The organism is Rossellomorea sp. GAMAL-10_SWC, assembly GCF_049568075.1.
Classification (GTDB): domain Bacteria; phylum Bacillota; class Bacilli; order Bacillales; family Bacillaceae_G; genus Gottfriedia.
This window is the reverse complement of sequence record NZ_CP144911.1, coordinates 4,971,519-4,996,107: the sequence shown is the minus strand read 5'-3', so window position 1 is coordinate 4,996,107 and position 24,589 is coordinate 4,971,519. Positions and strand designations below refer to the sequence as shown.

Annotated in this window: 29 protein-coding genes and 1 pseudogene; 8 read left to right on the top strand and 22 right to left on the bottom strand. The window is 31.9% G+C overall.

The features are described from left to right. Positions 1–260 precede the first annotated feature (260 nt). A complete protein-coding gene (locus tag V5E38_RS24135) occupies positions 261–950 on the top strand; it encodes an MgtC/SapB family protein (RefSeq protein WP_387327850.1) in 690 nt (229 codons plus the stop codon). Positions 951–1,013: 63 nt separating this feature from the next. Next, on the top strand, positions 1,014–2,006 hold the full coding sequence (locus tag V5E38_RS24130; protein WP_499211714.1) for a potassium channel family protein: 993 nt from the start codon (positions 1,014–1,016) through the stop codon (positions 2,004–2,006). Between the two features lie 46 nt (positions 2,007–2,052). Here the strand turns inward: V5E38_RS24130 and V5E38_RS24125 are convergent, their stop codons facing one another. Together V5E38_RS24125 and V5E38_RS24120 are read right to left on the bottom strand one after the other, a co-directional pair. Beyond that, entirely contained in the window at positions 2,053–2,457 is a 405-nt protein-coding gene (locus V5E38_RS24125) for a YugN family protein (RefSeq protein ID WP_098233887.1), read from the bottom strand. A gap of 121 nt (positions 2,458–2,578) precedes the next feature. Next, positions 2,579–3,931, bottom strand: coding sequence for a glucose-6-phosphate isomerase (locus V5E38_RS24120; RefSeq protein ID WP_499211713.1), 1,353 nt, complete (start codon positions 3,929–3,931; stop codon positions 2,579–2,581). Between the two features lie 203 nt (positions 3,932–4,134). On the opposite strand from V5E38_RS24120, the gene V5E38_RS24115 reads away from it, so the two are divergent. Then, positions 4,135–4,368 (top strand): DUF378 domain-containing protein, encoded by a 234-nt coding sequence (locus V5E38_RS24115; RefSeq protein WP_056468643.1) that lies wholly within the window; start codon positions 4,135–4,137, stop codon positions 4,366–4,368. A 75-nt stretch (positions 4,369–4,443) separates the two neighbouring features. Here the strand turns inward: V5E38_RS24115 and V5E38_RS24110 are convergent, their stop codons facing one another. After that, on the bottom strand, positions 4,444–4,830 hold the full coding sequence (locus tag V5E38_RS24110) for a CvfD/Ygs/GSP13 family RNA-binding post-transcriptional regulator (protein ID WP_056468646.1): 387 nt from the start codon (positions 4,828–4,830) through the stop codon (positions 4,444–4,446). 322 nt (positions 4,831–5,152) lie between these two features. Between V5E38_RS24110 and V5E38_RS24105 the strand changes: the two genes are divergently transcribed. Then, entirely contained in the window at positions 5,153–5,989 is an 837-nt protein-coding gene (locus V5E38_RS24105; protein WP_286133595.1) for an alpha/beta fold hydrolase, read from the top strand. Between the two features lie 38 nt (positions 5,990–6,027). On the opposite strand, the gene V5E38_RS24100 is transcribed toward V5E38_RS24105, so the two are convergent. From V5E38_RS24100 to kapD, 6 genes are all read right to left on the bottom strand, one after another. Further along, complete coding sequence (locus V5E38_RS24100; RefSeq protein ID WP_499211712.1) at positions 6,028–7,431, bottom strand: sensor histidine kinase; 1,404 nt, start codon at positions 7,429–7,431, stop codon at positions 6,028–6,030. Next, the gene (locus tag V5E38_RS24095) at positions 7,428–8,102 is read right to left on the bottom strand and encodes a response regulator transcription factor (RefSeq protein WP_499211711.1); all 675 of its coding nucleotides are present in this window, start codon (positions 8,100–8,102) and stop codon (positions 7,428–7,430) included. The genes V5E38_RS24100 and V5E38_RS24095 overlap by 4 nt, the downstream gene beginning before the upstream one ends. Continuing rightward, the gene (locus V5E38_RS24090) at positions 8,095–9,081 is read right to left on the bottom strand and encodes a YncE family protein (protein ID WP_499211710.1); all 987 of its coding nucleotides are present in this window, start codon (positions 9,079–9,081) and stop codon (positions 8,095–8,097) included. Before V5E38_RS24090 ends, V5E38_RS24095 begins: the two co-directional genes overlap by 8 nt. Before the next feature lie 110 nt (positions 9,082–9,191). Then, positions 9,192–9,938 carry a FixH family protein gene (locus V5E38_RS24085; protein ID WP_499211709.1) on the bottom strand — a complete coding sequence of 249 codons (747 nt, stop codon included), beginning with the start codon at positions 9,936–9,938 and terminating at the stop codon, positions 9,192–9,194. 213 nt (positions 9,939–10,151) lie between these two features. Beyond that, complete coding sequence (locus tag V5E38_RS24080; RefSeq protein WP_069034802.1) at positions 10,152–10,334, bottom strand: hypothetical protein; 183 nt, start codon at positions 10,332–10,334, stop codon at positions 10,152–10,154. A gap of 237 nt (positions 10,335–10,571) precedes the next feature. Continuing rightward, complete coding sequence (gene kapD, locus V5E38_RS24075; RefSeq protein WP_069034803.1) at positions 10,572–11,192, bottom strand: 3'-5' exonuclease KapD; 621 nt, start codon at positions 11,190–11,192, stop codon at positions 10,572–10,574. Between the two features lie 241 nt (positions 11,193–11,433). Between kapD and V5E38_RS24070 the strand changes: the two genes are divergently transcribed. Then, positions 11,434–13,305, top strand: a complete 1,872-nt coding sequence (locus V5E38_RS24070; protein ID WP_499211708.1) for a transglycosylase domain-containing protein — start codon at positions 11,434–11,436, stop codon at positions 13,303–13,305. Positions 13,306–13,356: 51 nt separating this feature from the next. Here the strand turns inward: V5E38_RS24070 and V5E38_RS24065 are convergent, their stop codons facing one another. From V5E38_RS24065 to V5E38_RS24035, 7 genes are all read right to left on the bottom strand, one after another. Next, positions 13,357–13,914 carry a DUF5366 family protein gene (locus V5E38_RS24065; protein WP_097976379.1) on the bottom strand — a complete coding sequence of 186 codons (558 nt, stop codon included), beginning with the start codon at positions 13,912–13,914 and terminating at the stop codon, positions 13,357–13,359. A 278-nt stretch (positions 13,915–14,192) separates the two neighbouring features. Beyond that, positions 14,193–14,579 (bottom strand): PaaI family thioesterase, encoded by a 387-nt coding sequence (locus V5E38_RS24060; protein ID WP_286133563.1) that lies wholly within the window; start codon positions 14,577–14,579, stop codon positions 14,193–14,195. Between the two features lie 213 nt (positions 14,580–14,792). Beyond that, positions 14,793–15,254 (bottom strand): SRPBCC family protein, encoded by a 462-nt coding sequence (locus V5E38_RS24055; protein ID WP_097976377.1) that lies wholly within the window; start codon positions 15,252–15,254, stop codon positions 14,793–14,795. 3 nt (positions 15,255–15,257) lie between these two features. Beyond that, positions 15,258–15,905 (bottom strand): 3D domain-containing protein, encoded by a 648-nt coding sequence (locus V5E38_RS24050; protein ID WP_387327881.1) that lies wholly within the window; start codon positions 15,903–15,905, stop codon positions 15,258–15,260. Between the two features lie 90 nt (positions 15,906–15,995). Next, entirely contained in the window at positions 15,996–16,313 is a 318-nt protein-coding gene (locus tag V5E38_RS24045; protein ID WP_286133565.1) for a YuiB family protein, read from the bottom strand. A 94-nt stretch (positions 16,314–16,407) separates the two neighbouring features. Continuing rightward, complete coding sequence (locus tag V5E38_RS24040; protein ID WP_499211707.1) at positions 16,408–16,887, bottom strand: NUDIX hydrolase; 480 nt, start codon at positions 16,885–16,887, stop codon at positions 16,408–16,410. A 189-nt stretch (positions 16,888–17,076) separates the two neighbouring features. Next, positions 17,077–18,294, bottom strand: coding sequence for an NAD(P)/FAD-dependent oxidoreductase (locus tag V5E38_RS24035; protein WP_141437789.1), 1,218 nt, complete (start codon positions 18,292–18,294; stop codon positions 17,077–17,079). A 348-nt stretch (positions 18,295–18,642) separates the two neighbouring features. On the opposite strand from V5E38_RS24035, the pseudogene V5E38_RS24030 reads away from it, so the two are divergent. After that, positions 18,643–18,846 (top strand): annotated as a pseudogene (locus V5E38_RS24030) (ferredoxin--NADP(+) reductase); the annotation flags it as partial. 320 nt (positions 18,847–19,166) lie between these two features. Here V5E38_RS24030 and V5E38_RS24025 read toward each other — a convergent pair. From V5E38_RS24025 to V5E38_RS24015, 3 genes are all read right to left on the bottom strand, one after another. Then, positions 19,167–19,520 carry a HesB/IscA family protein gene (locus V5E38_RS24025; RefSeq protein WP_098565754.1) on the bottom strand — a complete coding sequence of 118 codons (354 nt, stop codon included), beginning with the start codon at positions 19,518–19,520 and terminating at the stop codon, positions 19,167–19,169. Beyond that, on the bottom strand, positions 19,521–20,387 hold the full coding sequence (dapF, locus tag V5E38_RS24020; RefSeq protein ID WP_499211706.1) for a diaminopimelate epimerase: 867 nt from the start codon (positions 20,385–20,387) through the stop codon (positions 19,521–19,523). A gap of 346 nt (positions 20,388–20,733) precedes the next feature. Then, complete coding sequence (locus tag V5E38_RS24015; RefSeq protein ID WP_056468696.1) at positions 20,734–20,970, bottom strand: YuzB family protein; 237 nt, start codon at positions 20,968–20,970, stop codon at positions 20,734–20,736. Between the two features lie 196 nt (positions 20,971–21,166). Here V5E38_RS24015 and V5E38_RS24010 point away from each other — a divergent pair, with 196 nt between their 5' ends. Further along, positions 21,167–22,234: an NAD(P)/FAD-dependent oxidoreductase gene (locus V5E38_RS24010; protein WP_069034814.1), complete on the top strand. Its 1,068-nt coding sequence runs from the start codon at positions 21,167–21,169 to the stop codon at positions 22,232–22,234. Between the two features lie 69 nt (positions 22,235–22,303). Here V5E38_RS24010 and V5E38_RS24005 read toward each other — a convergent pair whose 3' ends face one another. The 3 genes from V5E38_RS24005 to V5E38_RS23995 form a co-directional block, all read right to left on the bottom strand. Beyond that, a complete protein-coding gene (locus V5E38_RS24005) occupies positions 22,304–23,269 on the bottom strand; it encodes an SPFH domain-containing protein (protein ID WP_429888862.1) in 966 nt (321 codons plus the stop codon). A 15-nt stretch (positions 23,270–23,284) separates the two neighbouring features. After that, the gene (locus V5E38_RS24000) at positions 23,285–23,704 is read right to left on the bottom strand and encodes an NfeD family protein (RefSeq protein WP_097976365.1); all 420 of its coding nucleotides are present in this window, start codon (positions 23,702–23,704) and stop codon (positions 23,285–23,287) included. 224 nt (positions 23,705–23,928) lie between these two features. Then, positions 23,929–24,231, bottom strand: coding sequence for a DUF1462 family protein (locus V5E38_RS23995; RefSeq protein WP_097976363.1), 303 nt, complete (start codon positions 24,229–24,231; stop codon positions 23,929–23,931). 122 nt (positions 24,232–24,353) lie between these two features. On the opposite strand from V5E38_RS23995, the gene V5E38_RS23990 reads away from it, so the two are divergent. Beyond that, on the top strand, positions 24,354–24,581 hold the full coding sequence (locus V5E38_RS23990) for a NifU family protein (RefSeq protein WP_025671774.1): 228 nt from the start codon (positions 24,354–24,356) through the stop codon (positions 24,579–24,581). Positions 24,582–24,589: the final 8 nt, after the last annotated feature.

Genomic DNA, 24,589 nt, shown 5'->3' with positions numbered 1-24,589 from the left:
CTTTGTCGCGTCATTTGCGACTTTTTCATATTAACATCTCTTCAACAGTGAGTCAATATTTTTTTATTTTTTTTTGCTTCATTTCGTTTTTTGTCGAACCATCTTGGCGACGTATATAAATATAACATCCCATTTAGATTATGACAAGCCCTTTTTTTCATTTTTTTTATAAATGATAAAAAAATTTATATATAGTACGAAGGAAGTGTAATAGGCAATGTCGAATTAGCCATAAACTATATAGAAAAGGGGTTTAGAAAATGGATCTACAACCAGATATCCTCATAAAATTACTAGTATCAGCAATGTTAGGTTCCGTTATCGGTTTAGAAAGAGAGTTAAAAAGAAAACCTCTTGGATTAAAAACATGCCTTGTTATTTCAATAATGAGTTGCCTATTAACAATTGTTTCTATTAGTTCTGCCTTTTCATTTCATGGGAGTGATTATTTAAATATAACCATGGATCCGTTACGTTTACCGGCTCAAATAGTATCAGGAATCGGTTTCGTTGGAGCTGGGGTAATTCTCCGAAGAGGTAATGATACAATAGCCGGATTAACAACAGCTGCTATGATTTGGGGCGCATCGGGTATCGGAATAATTGTTGGAGCTGGCTTTTACGCCGAGGCATTAGCAGGTGTAGGCTTATTAATAATAAGTGTAGAATTAATTCCTTACCTAATTAACAAGCTTGGTCCTAAAAGATTAAAAGAAAGAGATATAAGTTTGAAGCTAACAGTATTAGGAAGCGAAAATATAAATATTGTCATTGATCAAATTACCGCTCACGATATTACAGTTAAAAACATTAAAATAAAAGGATTAAATAATGATGAACATTATGTCCAAATGAAATTATTAGTGTTTAATAAACGAAGAACGACAGAAATTTATTATGATATTGAACAAATAAAAAACATCCGTGGAATTGAAATAGAAAGTATATAGTAGTGATAAGTTATTGCATATTGGTAAAAATAAGTGTTACGAAATTGCGATGGAGGTATAAGCTTGAAAGTATTTCGTAACCAACCTATCTATTTTAAATCCTATACACTATTAAAAATTACTTTAATTTTATTATCGTTGATTGCTATTTTCGGATCGATCATCCATTTCGCTGAGCCATTTACTTTTCCAACTGTTTGGGACGGTATGTGGTGGTCAATAGTAACTACGTTTACAGTAGGCTACGGTGATTACGTACCTTTATCTCCAGTTGGACGTTTTTTTGCAGTTATATTAATTCTACTAGGTACTGGATTTGGTTCCTTTTATATGATTTCGTTCACGGCACAAACATTTAGGAACCAAGACGCGGATTTTAGAGGTACACTTACATTTACAAGAAAGAACCATATTATAATAGTAGGTTGGAATGAACGAGTTAAGAATGTTATTAAACAACTACGTGCATCTTCAAACCAGATCTCTATCGTATTAATTGATGAAAGTTTAGAGTTATTACCTAATGATTTAGATAAGGTGCACTTTGTAAAAGGCTCTGCCTCTAATGACTCAGTTTTAGAAAAAGCAAATATAAAATTTGCTAAAACAATCTTAATTACAGCTGATCAAAATAAAAATGAGCAAGATGCTGATATGCAAACAATATTAACAATCATCGCTACGAAAGGTCTTAACCAATCAATTAATTGTATCGCAGAAATCTTAACCAAAAATCAAGTTATTAACGCAAATCGAGCTGGCGCCAATGAAATCATTGAAGCGAATTTGTTAACTTCCTTTGTAATGTCAGGTTCGATTATGCATAGAGGATATTCAGATGTTGTACTTAAGTTAACAAATCAATTAGAAAACTTTACAGTAAAAATCTTGGAAGTTGAACAAAAAATGATTGGAAAATTTTATTTCGATATTGTAGTTGAAGAATTAAACAACGATAAAATGATTATTGGAATCATTCGAGATAAACAAACAATCATCAGACCCGATAAAAGTATTAAAATTGCAAAAGATGATTTTCTTATCTTACTTACTTAACAATTGCTATCAAAAAAGAGCCAATCCAAAAGGGTTGGCTCTTTTTTTATAAAAGTTCGTCCTCAATTCTCTTAAGAATTTCAAACCCTTTTATTTGATATTTTCTAGGAACTTTTCCATCTTTTTCAATTGGTTCTTGGAACTGGTTTAATGATCCAGTTAAATTCCCCTCTAAACCAACATTATCATCTAGCCCCTCATTATAAATATGAGTTAATAAAAAGGGAGTGTCAAATTGTATAACTGCTCCATTCATATCTAACGAACCTGAAGTAACATTAAAAGGTAATCTTAAATATTGATACCCGTCATCATCCTGCATTAATAAATCAAAACTCCCATGATCATATTCCCAGTTTGCTCCAATTACAAATCCATGATTTTTTAATTTCCCCTCAATATCATTAAGCGGAAATATTGCATTCTCTAATTTTGATTTTAAAGGATACATGCTTTTCTCCTCCTTTTTCAATAGTATTTTCTTATTAAGTAAAAACATGAATATTAATTTGTAATTTCAATAAAAAAACCGCTGTTAAAGTAAATTTAACAACGGTCCTTTTGTCTTTATATTATTTTAAACGTTCTTCTAATTGCATTTTTAGTTCTTCAAATCCTGGTTTACCTAATAATGCAAACATGTTTTTCTTGTATGCTTCAACACCTGGTTGATCAAACGGATTTACACCAAGTAAATATCCACTCATCGCACAAGCTAGTTCAAAGAAGTATACTGTATAACCGAAAGTATACTCATCTAATTTTGGTAATGAAACAATTAGATTTGGTACTCCACCGTCAGCATGAGCTAATATTGTACCTTCAAAAGCTTTTTTATTAACAAAATCTACAGTTTTACCAGCAAGATAATTTAATCCGTCAGAGTCGTTATCCTCAAGTTCAATTGTTAATTCATGGCGAGAATTTTCAACAGATAAAACTGTTTCAAATAAATCACGTCGACCTTCTTGTACATATTGTCCAAGAGAATGTAAATCCGTTGAGAAGTTTGCTGAAGATGGATAGATCCCTTTTTGGTCTTTCCCTTCACTCTCTCCAAATAATTGCTTCCACCATTCTCCAAAGTATTGTAAAGATGGTTCGTAGTTAACAAGCATCTCAATTGTTTTACCTTTGTTATATAAAACATTACGAACAACTGCATATTGATATGCTTGATTATCTTCTAATTCTGAAGAGTTGTATTCTCTATATGCATCTTGTGCACCCTTCATCATTTGTTCAATATCAATACCCGCTGCAGCAATTGGTAATAAACCAACAGCAGTTAATACTGAATAACGTCCACCTACATCGTCAGGAATAACAAATGTTTCATATCCCTTTTCATCAGCAACCGTTTTTAATGCCCCGCGTGCTTTATCAGTTGTAGCATAAATACGATGTTTAGCTTCTTCAACACCATATTTTTCTTCTAACAGCTTTCTAAAAATACGGAATGCAATAGCTGGTTCAGTAGTTGTCCCAGATTTTGAGATAACATTAATAGAAAAATCCTTATCCTTTAAAACTTGAGTTAAATCGTGCATATATGTAGAACTAATATTATTTCCTACGAAGAAAACTTGAGGTGCTTTTCTTTCTTCTTTAGAAGCAATATTAAAAAATGAATGTTGTAACATTTCAATTGCAGCGCGTGCACCTAAATAAGATCCACCGATACCAATTACTAAAAGAACGTCTGAATCTGATTTAATTTTCTCTGCTGCTTTTTGAATTCGAGAAAATTCTTCTTTGTCATAGTCATTAGGTAACTCTACCCATCCTAAATAGTCGCTACCTGCTCCTGTTTTTTCATGAATTGTATGGTGAAATAATTTCACTGCATCCCTTAAATATGATATTTCATGATCTTGAAAAAACATTTTTGCTTTTGAATAGTCAAATTTAATATGAGAAGTCATACATCAAACCTCCTTAAATAGTTGTAATACCTTTACAATGTACCTAATTAAATAATTGAAAGCAAGTAAATGCAACTATATTTATGTGAAAAAATTAACAAAAACTTAAAAGACATTTCTTCATATAATTATTTTTGAGTACATAAACAAAAACAATTGAGGAAAACTATGTTAGAAGGTCATAAAAAAGGAGGTTAACCTATATGAGTACATTACAACGTATTGCACTTATTTTTACAATTATTGGGGCTATAAACTGGGGTTTAATTGGATTTTTTCAATTTGATTTAGTTGCAGCAATTTTTGGTGGTGCAGATTCTGCATTTGCTCGAATTATTTATGGTATCGTTGGTATTTCAGGATTAATTAACCTTGGCTTATTATTTAAACCTTCAGAAGAGCTAGGAACACATCCTGAAACAAATGAAGTTAGATAAATCGCAGACGAAATTAGTCTCTTTTGTATCTATACTTTTCTAAGAATTAAAAAGGAAGGGTAATCCCCTTCCTTTTTAATTCGTCATATTTTCTTTCTTCATCTCAACGCGAAGCCATTCATTTAATTTTTTATGCAGGGTGCTAAATCCATCAGGTTTAAGCTCTCTTAATAGTCTAGCTGCATGTTTTAAGTTCTCGTCACCATTAAATCCTTGATCGATACTTGCTCCTTTTAAAGACAAACTTATTTTTCCTGTCATCTCATCAATAGACAGTACACGTACATTTACTAATTGCCCAACAGAAATATAGTCTCGAATATCGCGAACATATCCATTAATAATTTCGGAAATATGTACTAGTCCTTGTGTTTGGTGATCAAGTGAAATAAAGGCACCATACGTTTGAATCCCTGTTACTTTACCAGTGTAAACTTTTCCAATATTGTAGTTTTGTGCCATTCAAAACACTCCTAATTTTCGTTCAATTCCACTAACTAAATTTTAGCACACACAGACCAACTTTTAAAGTTTGCTCACTACTTATAAATGGCACTTCTTTTCTAAAATCCCTTTACTTATTATAGTCACTTTAAAGGTTGGGCTATTTCAATTATTTTAAATAAATACTTTGTCTCTATTAGAATTGACGAAAAACTTATAATTTAAAAGTATTTTAGCGATTTGCATAACATATGGTGACATACAGAGCATTACTTAGATATAGAATGTATTCCTTTTGTTTGGACATAATAATCCAAAAACTTAAAGGAGAGTTTGGATGATGAATCATTCTAGAACAATGCAGTCAACATATAAGGTTTCTGGACTTGATGTTTATTATGAACTTTACGGATACCATAATAGCAATAAGCAAGATTCAAAAGTATTTGTATTAATTCACGGTTTTTTATCATCTTGCTTCAGTTTCCGAAGACTAATCCCTTTTATCTCAAAAGATCATGTTGTTGTCGTAATTGACCTCCCCCCGTTTGGTAAAAGTGGAAAACATTTAAATTTTAAATATTCGTATGATAACTTTGCGAATGTCGTAATCTCTCTTGTAAATCATTTAAATTTACAAAACATTTATTTAGTCGGACATTCTATGGGGGGGCAAATTGCTTTATATGTAACAAAGAAAGAACCGGAGCTTGTTAAAAAAGTGATTTTATTATGTAGTTCTGGTTATTTAGGAAGGGCAAATCCACATTTAATTATTTCATCTTATTTTCCTTTTTTCTATCTATATATAAAAAGGCATTTAGCTAAACAAGGCATTATGAATTCACTAATTTCAGTTGTTCATGATCAGAAGTTAATCGATGATGAGATGATAAACGGATACAAGGAACCTTTTTTACAAGATGAAATTTTTAGAGCATTAACAAAGATGATTCGTGATCGAGAAGGTGATTTAAGTCCTGAAGATTTACAAAATATATCTGTACCTACTCTATTAATTTGGGGTGAAAAAGATAAAGTAGTTCCATTAGAAGTAGGCGAAAGATTGCATCGTGATTTAAGATACTCAACTTTATATACTTATCCAGAAGCAGGACACTTAATTCCTGAAGAAATTCCTGAACATATTTATGAACGTATTTCAAATTTTGTATAAAAAAAGAGTCCTCGAACCTGGACTCTTTTTCACATTTATTATATTTCAAATATCGGCAAAGTAATAATAACCTTCAAGCCTTTACCATCTATATTCATAAATTTTATCTTACCATTGTGTTGAACAATAATATGCTTTACGATAGCAAGTCCTAATCCAGTTCCACCTTCGTTTCTAGATCTTGCTTTATCGACTCGATAAAATCTTTCTCCTAAATGTGGAATCTCTTCAGATGGAATTCCCTTTCCTTCATCTAAAATTTCCAACGTAACTTGTTTATCTTGAAATAGTGTAATATAAATCGTTTTACCTATAGGTGTGTAACGAATTGAGTTATCAAGTAAATTGTGGATTACCTGTTGAAAACGATCTGGGTCAACATTTGCGATAATCGTCTCATCTAAATTCTTTTGAATTTTAATATTCCGTTTAATGAGGATCTGAGAATATGTTTCGATTGTATCTTCAATTAGCTGAGCAATTACATTAGGTTCTTGACTAAGTGGAAATTGCTGACCATCTAATGTGGCCAAGTCAAGTAAATCTCTAACTAATCTTTGCATCCGACTAGCCTCTTTCAGAATGATACCAACATATTTTAGTTGTTGTTCTTGTTTTATTACACCATCTAAAATTGCTTCACTATATCCCTTAACATAACTTAACGGCGTTCTTAATTCATGAGAAACATTGGCTAAAAACTCTTTTCTATTTTCATCTTCTTTTTGTAAAGAATCAGACATCGAGTTGAACGCAGTAGCTAATTTTCCTATTTCATCACCACTATTGTAGTGTATACGTTCGGTGTAATCACCATTTGCCATTTTATAAGATATTTGCTCCATTCTTGATAAAGGCTTAATCATTTGTTTTATTATACTTCTGCCAATTAAAAGAATAATGAAAGCAAATAATAATGTACTAATCGTAAAGATCCATTTTGATTGTTGGATTAATTCAGTAACACTCCTTAAAGGTAAGTGTAAATAAATAATTCCTTCAAGTTTTTCTTTTTTTACAACCGGAACAACGACACCGATAATTTGATGCTTAAATCTTTTTTCAAATCCTGTCTTCGTAATCACTTTTCCTTTTAATAAAGTTTCACGATCATCTTCAGTAATGAAAGATTGGTGGCTTACATTATAAGGGATACATGCACTTAAATCTCTTGGATTACTAATAAATAAAACATTGGCATTTGAAACAGCATCAAATTTTGAAACAAATTCTGAAAAGTCATTAACATTATTCGTTTTATGATAATGTTTTACTAAACTTGTACCTTCTTGGATTAAAGTGGAACGAACGTATGAAACATATAACTGCTTATATGCAAACTGAAACATTAAAAAGAAAAAGATTGTTGTACAAATTACGATTAAACAAATCGTTAACCAAAGCTTTTGTAAAAACGATAACGAATAGAGTAATTTCCTCATCCGTTTATCCCAAATTTATACCCTACACCCCAAACCGTAGAAATATAATCTGCATCCTGTCCTAATTTAATTCTTAATGTTTTTATATGAGTATCAACTGTTCTAGCTGTACCAAAATAATCGAAACCCCAAACCTTTTCTAAAATTTGTTCGCGGCTAAAAACGTGGTCTTGGTTCTTACAAAAGAAAAGAAGCAAATCATATTCTTTTAAAGTAAGTGATAAAGGTTTGTCTGATACAAAAGCATTCCTAGACTTTTCATTTATTTTGATTTGGCCAATCTGTAAAACGGAAGCATCCGAATTTTTCGTTCTTCTTAAAACTGCATCTACTCTTGCAATTAATTCTCCAGGACTAAATGGTTTTACGATATAATCATCCGCTCCCATTTTTAATCCATTTACCTTATCCCACTCTTCACCTTTTGCTGTCAAGAAAATCACAGGTACATTTGATGTTTCTCTAATCTTTTTACAAAGGGTCCATCCATCCATTATCGGCATCATTATATCTAAAATTAATAAATCATAGTTTGATTGACTTATTTTTGACAATGCACGCTCACCATTGTTTGCTTCGTCCCAACTATACCCACTATTTTCTAAATACATTCCAACCAATTGGCAAATTTCTTGTTCATCATCAACAATCAATATCTTTCTTTCAATCATGACGAATGCCCTCTCTTAACAATAATTGAAAAGGTCCTCTTCCTACTGCAACTTCTTTTTCAATTTTCATCGTTGTCGTATTTATTTCGTACAGCTTATTTAAATCATAGCTAGCTGCATACGCAGTATGTTTAAAACCAATAGCCGTATATGGATTCGATCCAACTTCAATAAACTTAGTCTGATTAACTACATTCGGATTTAACTTATAAATTTGATTGGTTCCATGGGCAATCGTAAACAATCCATCTTCATTTTGAAAAAACGAAATAGGCATTAAAGGCGTATGAAGTGACTTTTGTTGCTTACCAGTAATCGTTGAATATACTTTTACGTCCTCATTTTCCTCTTCACCATTTCCATGTCCCCCAACATATAGTTCAGATGAATCTTTGTTTAAAATTAAGCCTACCGATGTGTACGGTACTTCGATTGTTTGTTCAATATTAAAACTACTTAAGTTTATTCCAATTACTTTTCGTTCATTAAACAAGCTAACATATAATCTATGATGAATCGCATCTTCAACCATCGAAATTGGATTTCTACCTATTTTAATTTTTTTAAGAACCTTACCCTTACGATTTAAAAATGTAATGTTATTCTTTTTTCCATTCGTTACAGCAATCACCTGATTACTTTTTAAAGAAATTATATTAGTAATGCCAATACCAACGTTCCAACTATCGACATGGTCCCCTGTTGAAAGATGATAAATATCTATTTTTGGATTCGTTGGATGATATAAGGCAATATCTTCTCCGTCTTGTAATAATACTGCTCCACTTACATCTCTATTTAAATTCCAATCTGTTACTTTATGTAAGTCATCTAAATTTAGGAACGTTAAACTTCCCACTTTTTTATTTACTGAAATAAGGACATTTTCCGAATCCTTAATATGTGACATATTATTTGGCACACAGCCAGTACAAAATAAGAAAAGTAAAATCGTGCTGAAGATATAAATCTTTCTCAAAATATTCACCCCCATAAAAGCGATATCAGTCAGTAGCTCTTGACTTCAAGCTTTTATATAAAAGAGGCTATCCTTCTATTCATCAAAGATAGGATAGCCTTCATTATTATTTAATTTACAGTGACTTCTTTTTCAGTATGGTCATGTAGTTCTTCTTTTTCAACATGAACCTTTACTGTATTTGTTCCTTTTTCTTTAAAAGTATACTTAACTTCATATTCGCCTGGTGCAGCTTCTTTTGCATCAGTATAGTCATGCTTTCCTTGCTCATCTTTCCATGTTTCAATTCGTACGTTCGCTTTTTCTAGCGGTTTTCCATCATTCGTCATAAGATGAATCGTAAATAGATTTTCTTTATTTGCATCTATATTTTCAGTACCCATTAAATGAATCATTACATCGCCATGATGATCATCTCCACTGTGAGCTTCATGCTCACTCTTTTCACCATTACTATTACTAGTTGCGGTAGTAGTTTGAACTTTAAAATCCTTTTTAGGCATTGAATGTTGATCCCTAGCAGTAACATGGGCAATTACATAGTAATCTCCTGGATCAGTAAATTTGTATGTAGCTGAATAAATACCATCTGCACCATTTTTTGCATCAAGCATGGCAATACTATCTTCACCATTTTTACCAATTTCAAATTGAACTTCATCAGCGTCAGAAACAGCTTTATTATTTTGACTAACTTCAGCACGTATTGTAATTTCTTTATTTAAATTTATTTCGGATGTCGGCAGAAGTATATTTACATCAACTGGTTTTTCAACTACTGGTTCCTTCTTCTTCTCATTAGAACATCCTGCAGTAATCATAATGCTGACAATTAATAGACTTAGTAGTTTTTTCATATGTATTTCCTCCTAAGATTCTGCTAAATTAAACAGATCTTAAATTTTAGATCGATATAGTTAATGTTTTAAACGCGCTTTGTTGAGCAGATTTGAATTAGTCTATTTAGCTAATAAATTCACAAAAATAAATCTATCACAGAAATGTGATAAAAATGTGATGTAAATCAAAAAAAAGAGACCTTCCTTAGTAAGTCCCCATTTTGAATTATTTTATTCACGTAATGATTTTTTTTCTTTTGATTCCATTAATTCTGTTATACGCTTTTCTTCTTTCAGCGATGCCTTTTTAATTAAGTAAAAAGTAATAAATGCACCAATCATAAAAATGATTAATGAAATAACGGCAGGTATATACTCTGTTTTATCTTCAGGAAAATATAAAAACTCCATCATAGTCCCATCACTCCCACTGCCAATTATACAAAGTATTCTATAATAATCAAAGAAAAATGAGGTATTGGTCAAAAGATTTTTCACTGATAATTAAGTATTGTGATGTTGATTTCCACTTCGGGATGTCCTGTAGTGGAAATCAACATCACTCTACTCATTTTCGAAAATTTGGTAATTTAATTGACATGGTTGTTATTCAACAAAATAAAAACCAACTGATTTAAAATCAATTGGTTTTTAGTATGAAGATATTCTTTTCTTTAGTAATGAGAAATCAATTAAGTCTCCCAAAGTCGCTGGTGCAGGTTTTTTCATGTATTGCTTATCTTTTTCTACTAATTTATAAATATGATATGTTGTTAATGCATCGTCTAGTGCTTTGTGGTGATTTCCAGTTCCATCTTTTCCATACTCTTTCATTGCGTTCCAAAGGCCAGTTTGATTTTGGTTACCGAAGAAGGTTTTATACTCAAGACATAAGTCTCTTACTTCCCCATGAATTGGGAATGAAATATTCGCAGCCTCGCAATTATGTTTTAATACTCTCATATCCATGTTGCCCCAAGTAATCACTGTGGTTCTATAGTTTTTTGTCGCTTCATTTAATATTTCTCCAAGTTCTTTTAACTGTATTCCATGGTCAACATTTTCTTGAGAGATATTTAGAAACCTTTTACATCTTGAGGATAACGTTGGAAATTGCAGCGGTTTAACAAATGAAGAATATGTTTGATTAATCTCATCATTAATGACACTTACAAAACCAACTTCAATGATTTCCGGAAAAAATTTAATTCCTTTTGATTTTCCATCGGGCATTGTAAATTCAAAATCAATAAACAGGAACTGCTCTTTCATTTCCTCACCTCCAGAAAAATAAATTTTCTGATTTTTATTTATTGTCTTATATGATTAACGAATATTCAAGTAAGACAAATTGCCTATTTTCAACTTTATTCCTTATTTTATTAATACAACCAATTTGTGTAAAAAATAACATAAGATACCCATCAAGATGAAAAATCGTGTTAAAATAATATCGTTCGTTTAATTTTTTCTTTAAACGAATTAAAAAATAGAAAGTATATAGAGGGCTATTATGAAAAAAATTATTGGATTTATTATTATTATAATAAGCTTTCTTGTCTTTTATTTCACATCTCAGCAAGCTATGATGGCATACGAGACTTCAAAACATATTCCCAAAAAAAAGGTAGAAGAACTGCCTGTTGTTTCTTTATCACAGAACAGTGTTTTTTATGATCGAAATAATAATCCTTTTTATATTCCTGCTTCTGGTGATAATAGAATTAATTTAAAAAGCGGTGATATTCCGCAACTAGTAAAAGATATCTTTATTTCTACCGAAGATCGATATTTTTATACACATAAAGGTATTGATTTATTTGGAGTTGCTAGGGCATTTATGGTGAATGTTTCGAATAGTGGAATAGAACAGGGAGCTAGTACAATTACTCAGCAACTTGCAAGAAACTTATATTTAACTCAAGCACGTACAGTCGAACGCAAAATAAAAGAGATTCAAATCTCTTTACAACTTGAAAAGCAGTATTCTAAAGATGAAATTTTAGAAATGTACATTAATACAATTTATTTTGCAAATCGAAACTATGGAATTGAAGCTGCAAGTAAAGCATATTTTAGCAAATCGGCAAAAGATTTGAGTATTGCTCAAACAGCTTTCGTATGTACAATTCCAAATAACCCAACTTTATATGATCCTTTGAAAAACTTTAATAATGCTAAAAAGCGTCAAGAAAGAATTTTAGGTATACTTAGAGATCAGGGAAAAATCACTGAACAACAGTATACTGCTGCTATGAAAGAAAAAATTACGCTAAAGAAAGATAGTAAAACACAGGAATATCCTGATTACTATTCTTACGTAGATTCTGAACTGAAGAGTATTTTAGCTGGTAAAAAAGGAAAATTTAATACTAGCAAGCTATCACCAGCGCAACAAACTGAATTAAAAAAATTAAAAACTGTTCCAGAGAGAGCATTATATTTACAAAATCAAGGCTTAAAAGTCTATACAAGCTTAAGTCCTTCAGTACAACAAGCGACAGTTAACGCAGTTAATCGAGGAACGCTTTCAACAAATACACAAGGCGCAGCAGTTGTAATAAGAAATGATACACATGAAATTATTGCTATTTCTGGTGGAAGAAACTATGAACCTCACAATCTAAATCGAGCATTCCAATCATATAGACAGCCAGGTTCAACAATTAAACCATTACTAGTTTATGCACCATATATCGAAACCTTTGGTGCTACACCAGATACAAAAGTAAACGCAGATAACTACTGTAAAGGCACGTATTGTCCTAAAAATGATAGTAAAAAAGAATACGGGGATGTAACTATACGTACTGCTATGCAGAACTCATTTAATACGGCTGCAGTTCGATTATATGAGCAACTTACACCACGTGTAGGTTATTCATACTTAGATAAGTTTGGGTTTAGAACGATTACAAATGAAGACCGTGTAGAGCTAGGTCGTGCTCTTGGTGGTTTCAATGTCGGTATGTCACCATTAGAAATGGCAGATGCATACTCTACATTTGGAAACAATGGGGTATTTTATGAAAATACCGCTATTAAAAAAATCACGTTAAGAGATGGTACTGTATTATACGATAATGAACCTAAAGCAATTCGTGTTTACAATCCATCAACAAACGAAACGATGAGAAGCATGTTAAACTCTGTAGTAAAAGATGGTACGGCTAAACATATCTATATGCCGTTAAACTATATTGGCGGTAAAACAGGTACAACTAACGATAATACGAATCTATGGTTCATGGGGTTAACTTCAAATTATACAATTGGTACGTGGATTGGTAATGATAAACAAAGAATCCCAATTCCTAAAAACTATTCTTATCCACCTACTCAGCGCATATGGCAAAATATCGTTGTAAATGGCCAATTATATTAATCTATAAACAAAAAAGTAGCACTTTTGAGATACTCAAAAGTGCTACTTTTTTTAAAATGGCATTGATGTTTTAAATTTAGCTAGAACTGTAAAAGCGCCATATACAACTCCGCTTCCTACTAATCCCCAAACGATTAATTGGATCATTATAAAACCAATGATCCCTACAATTGTATAGTTAGATCTTTGCTTTATTAAAAATAAAATATAAAATGCAATTACTGATACTATTAAAATAATAGCAATATACACTAAAGATTTATTTAAAAAGATAGCAATTAATCCACCTATTAAAAAGACGAAAGAATATTTCTTTGTTGCTAATAAGTCTACTCCTTCATTGTCCTTTGAGAATAGTAGTAGCGCAAATTGCCAGATCATATCAGAAATTAATTTGAATCCACTCAAAACTAAATAGAAAAGAAATGCTATACCTAGAAATGTAAGGATTCTAATTTCCTTCTCTGGAAGTAGATCTGTAAGTGGTTGTAGAATACCAGATACTGATAAAAAGTTTATAGTCATTTGAAAGAAGTTTAATGTAATGGCGACCGTAAACATAATAATTGATAAAAGTGCATTAAAGCCTGTGTAATATATATTTTTCATCGAATGTCTCCTTTCTTCTCTATCTCAAAAATTTCTAATTCCTTAAATAGAGGATGTCTCACTTATCTTCGAAATTTTATATACACAACTTAATTATTTTACCATAAGTTTAAGATAAAATTGATGAGTTTCTATTTTTTCTTTTTAGAAATAGTCATTTTAAATTACATTTTAATATTTAAGAAACCTGACTGATCCATTTACCAAGTGTTATTACCTTAATATCCTCGGTCATAAAAAACTGCTAAATTACAATCGTAATTTAGCAGCTCTTTATGTTAATTTCGTTTATCTTTAATCGCAACTGTACATCTCGAGATACAAACTAACTGCTCATCCTCGGAGTAAATTTTTATATCCCAAACCATTGTCGTTTTACCTGTATGTACTGCAGTTCCGATTGCTGTTACGACACCGTCACGAACAGAACGTAAATGATTTGCGTTTATTTCAAGACCAAAAGCAAGTTGATTCTCTTGATCAATCATCGAAAACGTTCCTACACTCGCAACTGTTTCAGCTAAAGCAACTGAAGCACCACCGTGTAAATAACCAAACGGTTGGTGTACTTTTTCCGTTACCTCCATTTTCATCACTACTTTGCCTTCTTCAACAGACTCTATCTTCATGCCTAAAGCATGCATTAAGGTCATTTTCTCCTCCATTACGCCTCCACCTCTCCATTAAAGCTTACTCCCTTTAAACAACTCTGTTTTTTTGCTTACTTGTTTGAACAAAAGATTATGTTTAACAATTTCTATTTTATTATAAATTTTACTTATTTTAAATTCGAGATAATGAAAAGATTTTCCTTTTATTCAAAATAAATATCCTATTAACGTTGTAAACCCCTTGCTATTAATGCAAGGGGCATGTTTTTATAATACACCATCAAATCGCTTTTCTGCATATTCTTTTAAACTACTCATTTGTTTTACTACAATTCGTTTTGTGAACCAACTGAATATGAAGCCCGTCATTTTTGCTACTACTGAAGACATTTCCAAGCTACATTCATAATCTACGCGGGTTTGATTTGATTCAACAGAAAAAAAGCGATAGACCGCATCGGCTGTAAAATTAGTATGCTTTAATCGAATACCTAATTCTTTTGGCGGGCTATAAGAAATGATTTCACCATCATATTCTCGAATTTCCCCATCTTCTTCTAACTTTTGCTTAAACTTATGACCAACAGGTTTTTCTCTGTTAAAATTTTCGTCATACTTATTCTCTATGAAACCATCCATCCACTTTTTTAAATGCTCATCTGAATCAACAACTTCAAAAACAGCTTCAATTGGTGCATTAATTGTTAAACTATAATTTATTTTTTCCATAATCTATTCTCCAATTTGATTCTTTGATTGCTGCCTAAATACTTGTAATGAGTTTTGTTCATTCAATTCTTTAAGATCTGATTCAGTAAATCTTCCTGACCCTTGCTTTATTATATAAACAGCCAATTTCTTCTTTCCCCAATGCTCAAATACATCTCCAACAGTTTGAAAATATAAATCCAGATGATGTCCCTTTACAGCTGCACCTTTATCTGCTACCACGCCATATCCATAGCCAGGAATAAATAAAACCGTTCCTATCGGAAATACGTTTAAGTCGGCTGCAATGGTTGAAAATAAATCCCTCTTTACTTCCACACCTGAATAAGTAATTCCATATGAATGGTCTTTAGGACTTTTACCTGTCGATTCTCTTCCAGCTGTATAGCCAGTTGCAGTAACTGTTACTTTTTTATAATTATTCCAATTCGTATTATGTTCGATGTTTTTTGCCATCGTAATCATTATGCTCTCATTTGTGATCGTTTTATTTTCTTCAGCAAATACTTTATTTATTGCAATTGATTCACTAAACCAGCCTTTTATAGTAGCGACTTGAATATTTGCAAGGATTTTTAAAGAAGAAAACAAAGCAATAATGAATAAAATAGATAAAATAACACGTCTAAATAATTTTTTATTTATACCCAATGAATCATTTCACTCCTTTTCATCTTTTCATCTTTCCCTAAAACAAAAAAAATATAAAAAAAACTTTCTCATATATGAGAAAGTTAGAAGTCAGAACATTTGATATCCATTTTTTCTTAATGAAAGGATTACGACTCCTGACATAATTGCCCCTACTAAACCTGCTGTTAAAATAACAATATCACCAGTTCCTACTGCCATTAAGTTTGACTTTAATGTCTCAAAAGCGACAGTAGTATTCGTAAAATATTTTACCGTACTAATCTTGTCCACAATCATAACGATTAATAGTGGATAGATTACTACCATAAACCAAGTTGTTCGAAAAAGCATATTTGCAAGGAAACCGATTCCAAAAGCTAATACGAAAAATAACAAAATTGAAATTAGTAAAACTGGAATACTCATCACCATATAAAAAACACCCCACATTTTTTCTATATACAGTGTAAAACCTTCTTGTCCTATCGTCAATTTTAAAAAAATTCAAATTATTGAAAAATCACTTAATAAAGTGATAGGTTGTATATTGGAATTGATCTCCCGGGTTTAAACCTTTAACTACATTCATTGGTTTATTCGGCGGATTTTCAATTAAGTATTTAATTAGTAATGAAGATGTAGGATCCTTTAATAGCTCTTCTTCAGATATAAAACGTGCATCTGATAACTCTTCTTCTTGAATCGATATCGTTGTATCATCTGCCTGTAATAAGAAAATTAACATATTATCACTAATTTCTTCGCGAATCACGCCAGTCCTAACACCTATTAAACCAATTAAAGTTGCATTTACGCCTGTTTCCTCATTAATCTCTCTTAAAACTGCTTGGTCAACAGTTTCATCTTGTTTTACAAAACCTGCTGGTAAAGACCATAAACCTTTTAAGCCACTATATTTTTTCTTTACAACTAACCATCTTCCGTTAGAGTCTTGCACTAAACCAGCTACCCCTAACCATACATTGCCTCTTTTATTCATCTATAATGACCACCTTTACGATAAAGAAAACGCGTCTATTGGCGAGCTTTTAGGTGAAGACAGAGGCGTAGTTGAACCTACACTTAATACTTAAAATTGGAAACTACGTCAACCCCCTGCTGCCAATTCACATTTAAATAATATACAAAGAAAAAGCCCGACTTACGTCGAGCTAATATCCTAATATACTTATAGCAAGTTTAATTTACCTTTTTTAAGAACTAACATTGGTCCACCAAGTACGAATAAATAACGGTTATCAATTACTTTTTTCATAAATGAAGCTTTCCAACCAGTTAATTTTTTACCGTAAACTACGCCAATTGCATCATCATGTCCTAATGAACATACTGTACCTTTAATGTCTGGTGTGAATTCTTCTAATTCACCTTTTCCACGAACTAGTACTGCTAAGTTGTGTGCAACATTAAATCCTTGTTGAATTGCAATTTGTGCTGTTGGTGGGTATGGACGGTTACTTGCTTCGTCAATTAATAAAGCAGAGTCACCAACGATGAATACATCGTCATTTCCAGGAACACGCATATCTTTTGTAACTTTTACACGTCCACGCATAGCCTCAAAACCAGATTCCTCTACTAATGCATTTCCACGTACACCTGCAGCCCATACAACTGTTGCAGAGTTAATTTTTTCTTCTACATCACCTTTAGCAACGATAATCCCATCTTCAGTACATTCTTTAATAGCTGTACCAATTTTGAATTCTACACCTTTTTTCTCTAATTGAGAAACAGCATAGTCAACTAATTCAGGATCAAAACCTGGTAATACCATTGGTGCAGCCTCTACACAAATAATACGAACTAAATCACGATCGATATCATATTCTTTGCATAATTCTGGAACACGGTTTGCAAGTTCACCAACAAATTCAATACCAGTAAATCCAGCACCACCAACGATAATCGTTAATAACTCATCGCGCTTTTCAACTGGAGTGTTGTAGTATTTAGAGAAGCTGTAATCAATATGCTCACGAATTTGACGAGCAGCATTAATGTTAGCAATTGAGAATGCATGTTCTTTTAATCCTTTAATTCCAAAAGTTTCTGACTCAAAACCTAGTCCAACTACTAAATAATCATAGTCTAATTCGCCATTAGAAAGTAATACTTTCTTCTCTTCAGGTTTGATTTGAGTAACAGTATCTTGAATAAAGTTAATTTTATCTTGATTAATCACGTCTTTAATATCAAGACGTGTACGGTCATGGTGTAATGTACCTGCTGCATTTTCATGTAACCATGTTGCTTGGTAGTGGTAACTGTTTTTATTTACTAGTGTAATGTCCGCTTCATTTGCAGATAATGTTTTTTGAAGTCGAGTTGCAGTTATAATTCCACCGTACCCAGCTCCAAGGATTACAATCTTAGGCTTATTCATGATATACATACCATCCTTTTAAATTATATTAAGTACCTACAATTTGCCGTAATATCTCTAAATTTATAACTAAGCTCAATAGTGAGCAATCTAACTCATTATAAATTAGTACATAAGTGAGCAAACGATTATATAGGGATATTTGTCTAAATATTTCGTTATAATTGTCACAAAATGTTAACAATTAGCCTATAACAATATTAAAGTTTTTTGTGTAATATTTCAAGCATAAATCTTATCGGTAGAATTCTCAAAATATTAAGCGAAATTGGTTGTTTTTTGATCCACACCTCAGTTAATCGGTATAAAATATGATATTATTCTATTATAGATGACATGCATTTATACATTGTTAACTCACACATGGAAACAAATGGTCCAGGTATTTATGCTGCTGGCGATATTTGTACATATGATGGAAAAGTTAAACTAATTGCTTCTAGATTTGGTGAAGCACCAACAGCAATCAACCATGCTATAACATATATTGGTTCAACTGCGAAAGTACAACCAGGTCATAGTTCTTCAATGTTTCTAAAATACAAGATTTAAATCATAAGGACTTTTTATAGGCAGTCTTTTTTTAACTTTCTTGTGATACATTGAACAAAGTACATCACAATTCGTGAACCATTTCACAACCAACTTCTTAAAAAACCAATTCAAATTTTTATCTACACTATATAATAGTACACAACTTCAAAAAAGATTCAATAATTTACCCTGAATTTGTAAAAATATTAACAATTAAGAATTTTGCCTAGTTTGTATAATAGAAAAAATAGGATACAAACGTATCCTATCAGTGTTTAGACAAAGTACTAAAAACTTGATTTTCGGACTGATTGCAAGCGCTTGGCGGGCAGTCTGAATTAGCACTCTTCAGGTGTACCTGCATTCGTAGCTGTTCTAAAACTAGAACCACATCCACATGATGCGATTGCATTTGGATTTTCGATCGTAAATCCTCCACCTAGTAATGACTCCTTGAAATCAATTACAACTCCCTTTAAAATTGGAGCACTTTCATTATCAATTAAAAACTTAATGCCATGATATTCTAATTCTGTGTCATCATCATTTTTTTGTGGATCGAAACCAAGTCCATATGAAAGTCCAGAGCAACCTCCACCTTTTACTCCTAAGCGTACAAAAGTGTTTTGATCTTCTTCGTTTTCAATCATTTCTTTAATTTTTAAACCTGCTTGTTCAGTAACTGTAATCATTTATTTCACTCCTCTTTGAGTATAGTATATGCCTTCTGTTATTGTAACTGCTGGGCCTTTCATCCATACATCCCCATCAGCAGACCAAGTAATTTGTAAATCTCCACCTTGGAGGTGAACAGTTATCGGTTCATCTCGTTTATATTTACCTTCTTGTATCATAGCGACTGCTGCAGCACAGGCTCCTGTTCCACAGGCCTGAGTTACACCAGAACCTCGCTCCCATACAACGAAATTTATCTCATTATGCGGCAAACATTCGATAAATTCAACATTTACGCTTTCCGGAAATAAATCATGTTTTTCAACAATTGGACCTAAAGTTGTTAATGGTGCCTTTTTAATATCAGTTACTTCAAAAACAGCATGTGGATTTCCCATCGAAACTGCTGAAAATTCATAGCTTTTTTCTTCAAAGAAAATTCTGTCCTTAGCATATTCCTGTTCATCACCAATCATTGGGATTTGTGATCTTTGGAATATTGGTTTCCCCATGTTTACTGTTACATGATTAACAATATTATTTTCAACATGTACTGTTGCTTCAACAATTGTACTGATCGTTTCAATCTTAAATGAAGTATTATTTGCAATTCCATGTTCATATGCATATTTAGCTACACATCTAAGACCATTACCACAATTTTTAGCTTCTGACCCATCATTATTAAATACTCGCATTTTTACATCTGCAACTTCTGATGGACAGATTAATATCATTCCATCACTACCAATACCTGTATTAATATTTGAAACTTCAACTGCAAGTTTAGAAAGCTCTTCTTCTTTTAAATTTTCTTCAAACATATTTACATAAATATAGTTATTTCCTAATCCATGCATTTTTGTATAACGAAAAGAATTCATTTTCATGACTCCTTACTTTTTTTATTAATACAAGTATAAAATTTAAATGAATTGAGCACAATAAGAACATCCCCCGTTTCTCGATATAGAAACATTTTAAGAGCTTCACTTAGGTGAATGCTCATTTTTTTTGCATTAATTTTGCACAATAATTAAAAATAGTGTACGTAATAAAAATAATATTGGTTAAAGTAATGAATATAAAGAATAGTAATTTTTCCCTAATATTGAATTGTTTGATTTAGGGAATTTTCGAGAGATTAAAACGAATTTTAAGGAAGATTAAAATATTGTTGAAATAGCTCGAAAAATAGAAAAAAGCACTGTTAATTATTAACAGTGCTTCTTATATCAACATATTTTCTTCTAAGAAAATATAAATATTATCTACTAGCTCGGTTGCCGTTTCTCCAGTAACTACTTCCCCTTCAACTAGTGCAAAAAGTGATAGACTACATTTTCCACAATATCCAAGGCAGCCATATTCTAGTATGTCTAGATTTGGATCACGTTCAAGCTGTTCTAAAGCTTTTTGTGCACCGTCTGCTAGGTTTTTTATACAAAATTCGACTAATGGTCTCACTATTTTTCACTCCTTGCTCATCATAAAGTTACTCTTTTTTTTTTAAAACGTCAATCCTTTTGAGAATAAATGGAATGAGCTTTATTTTACCGAGTTAGGCGTTGTTATTTTAACATAAAATATATATAATATAATTGTCGAAAAATAGAAAAATTTTTTCATTCAACGCTAATAAAACAAAAGGGGAACATCAACTATGAAAAACCTCGTATTACTAGGTGCCGGATATGGAAATATTCGTGCTTTGTCACGTCTATTAACATCTGATTTACCTGAGGATGTTCATATCACATTGATTGATCGAAATTCTTTTCATTGCTTTAAAACTGAGTATTATGCATTAGTTGCAGGTACAGTTCCAGAGCAACACATTAGAATTCCATTACCAACTCATGAGAAATTAAAGGTTGTATATGGAGATATTACTACAATTGATACGGCAAACAAGAAAGTAGAATTAAGCAATGGAAAATCAGTTTCTTATGATGATTTAATTATCGGTTTAGGTTGTGAGGATAAATACCATAATGTACCTGGTGCACCGGAACATACTTATAGTATTCAAACAATTGAAAAAACAAGAAACGCTTATGAAAATGTAAACAGTCTACCTCCTAATTCAGTAATCGGTGTTGTAGGTGCTGGTTTAAGTGGTGTAGAAGTAGCTAGTGAACTAAGAGAAAGTAGAAGCGATTTACAAATTTTACTCTTTGATCGTGGAAGCCGAATTTTATCAATGTTTCCAGAAAAACTTAGTTATTATGTACAAAACTGGTTTATTGAGCACGATGTAAAAATTGTTAGCAATTCAAACATAACAAAGGTTGAGAAAAATACTTTATTTAACCATGATGATGAAATTCATTGTGACGCTGTTATTTGGACAGCGGGAATTCAACCAGTTGAAGTTGTCCGCAATTTAGACGTAGAAAAAGACAATACAGGAAGAATCGTTGTAACGAAATATCATCACATGCCAAACGATGAGCATGTTTATGTAGTGGGAGATTGTGCATCATTACCATATGCACCTTCTGCACAGCTTGCGGAAGCTCAAGCAGAACAAATCGTTATGGTTTTACAAAAAAAATGGAAAGGTGAAGACCTTCCAGAAGTAATGCCTAAAATAAAATTAAAAGGTATTATGGGCTCATTAGGTAAAAAACATGGTTTTGGACTATTCAATGAACGCCCACTACTCGGACGAGTTCCAAGATTAATTAAGTCTGGAATCTTATGGATGTATAAATACCACAATGGTTGATTAACAAATCTTTTTAACAAAATTAATATGCTAAAAAGCCCCTTACCATATTTGCTAAGGGGCTTTTTTTTATTCTGTTTTATCAGATTTAATAACTTCTTTTACACTTTCAACCATCCCTAAAAGCTTTGTAGCGTCTGTCGGAATAACAAGTTTTGATGCATGACCGTAAGCTACTTTTTCTAACGCTTCCATTGAACGCAATTGAACCATTTCTTTAGTTGGCTCTGCATTTCTCCAAACATCTAACACAAGTTGTTCCCCTCTAGCTTTCGCTTCAGCAAGTTTAATGATTGCTTCCGCTTCCCCTTCAGCGCGTAAAACTTGAGAATCTTTATCTCCTCGAGCTTTTTCAACTTGGCTTAAACGCTCCCCTTCTGCTTCAAGAATTTTTGATTGCTTTTCCCCTTCTGCTTTCAGGATTTTTGATTCTTTTTCACCTTGTGCATTTAATACTTTTTCACGACGTGTACGTTCTGCTTGCATTTGTCTTTCCATCGCATTTTGAATATCAATAGGTGGAATAATATTTCGGATCTCTACACGATTAACCTTCATTCCCCATTTATCAGTTGCTTGGTCAAGAATTGAACGGAGTTTATTATTAACTGTATCACGACTTGTTAAAGTTTCATCTAAATCTAATTCCCCAATTAAGTTACGTAACGTAGTAGCAGTCAAATTGGAAATCGCAGACAGTGGATTAGCAATTTCGTACTCATGACGCACAACATCAGTTACTTGATAAAAGACAACTGAGTCTACTTGGATACTAACATTATCTTTTGTAATCATTGATTGTGGTGGAAAATCTACCACAGTCTCACGCAATGTTTTTTTACTAGCTACACGTTCAACAAATGGCATTACAACGTGGATTCCACTCTCTAACTTACGATGAAATTTCCCTAATCGTTCTACTAGATATACTTCAGATTGTCTAACAATACGAATACTTGATAATAAAAGTAACACAACAAACAAAACAATAATACCAATAATAATTGGACCAACCATAGAACTTACATCAGACATAGCACTTCTCCTCAATTAGTTATTTTTCACGTATAAAGTTGCACCTTCTATTTTTGTTACAATTACCTTTTCATTTAAAAATAATGGTTCAGTAGAACGGATTGTCCATTCATCACCATAAACTTTGGTCGTGCCTACTGTATCATCATTTATTTCAACAGAAGCTACAACGACCTCTTTACCAACTAATGCATATACTCCATTTTCTATCGTTTTATGCTGGTGGATTCTTTTTGCAAATTTCTTTGTACTAAGCCACAAAATTAATGCACTAACAATAAAAACGATAAAAGTAAAGGTGTTTGATCCTGTTAAATAATTTACAACTGATGCTAGAATGCTCGCAATACCAATCCACAAGAATACAAAGGTTAACGAAAACATTTCGATAATAATTAATAAAACTCCAATTACAAATAAACTAATCGCAACCATTCCACCCCTCCTCCCAATTCTATATATATGCCAAAAATTGTAATTTATTTGTCTTTACAATTCTATTCTATCATGTAAATCTTCAGCATTTTACATAAAATAGTGAATTTTATTAAAACATTTTAATTTTTTGAGAAAGAACCAATTACAATAAGACCCCTACAGAAAAACAATCTATATTCAATAAAAAAACCCCTTAAATTTTTGTAAGGGGTTTAAATTCATTATAATTCAATAGCGTTATAAACATCTTTTAATTTTGGATTACCTTCACCTACAACATTTCCATTTACTAAAACTACTGGATAAAAAAATTCATCATTTCTTACTCGTTCAGCGAAATCTTCTTTTTCATTATTCACTACATTAAATATATCAATGTATTGAAAATCAAAGGCTAAGTCAGGATATTTTCTTTGAAGTGCAGCTTGAAGCCATTCAAAAGTTTCAATTGATGATGGCATTCCTACACAACTTGCACATATTACTTCAGCTCCAAAAACTTCCACTAAAATTTTATTACTCATTTTCTCCTCCTAGCATACAATAAGGGTGTGTCCGAAAATAATTTCAAACACACAAAGTACTCTGTAATAGATTTTTTCCTCTTAACTGATTATAATAAAATTAGTGAAAGGAGTCGATATGAATGGACATGAAAGAACAAGTACAAGAAGTTTTAGATAAATTAAGACCGTTTTTACTACGTGATGGTGGAGACGTTGATTTAGTTGATATTGAGGATGGTATTGTTAAACTTCGCCTTTTAGGTGCATGTGGCAGCTGCCCAAGTTCAACTATTACATTAAAAGCTGGTATTGAGCGAGCTTTATTAGAAGAAGTACCTGGTGTAATTGAGGTAGAGCAAGTATTCTAATATATTTT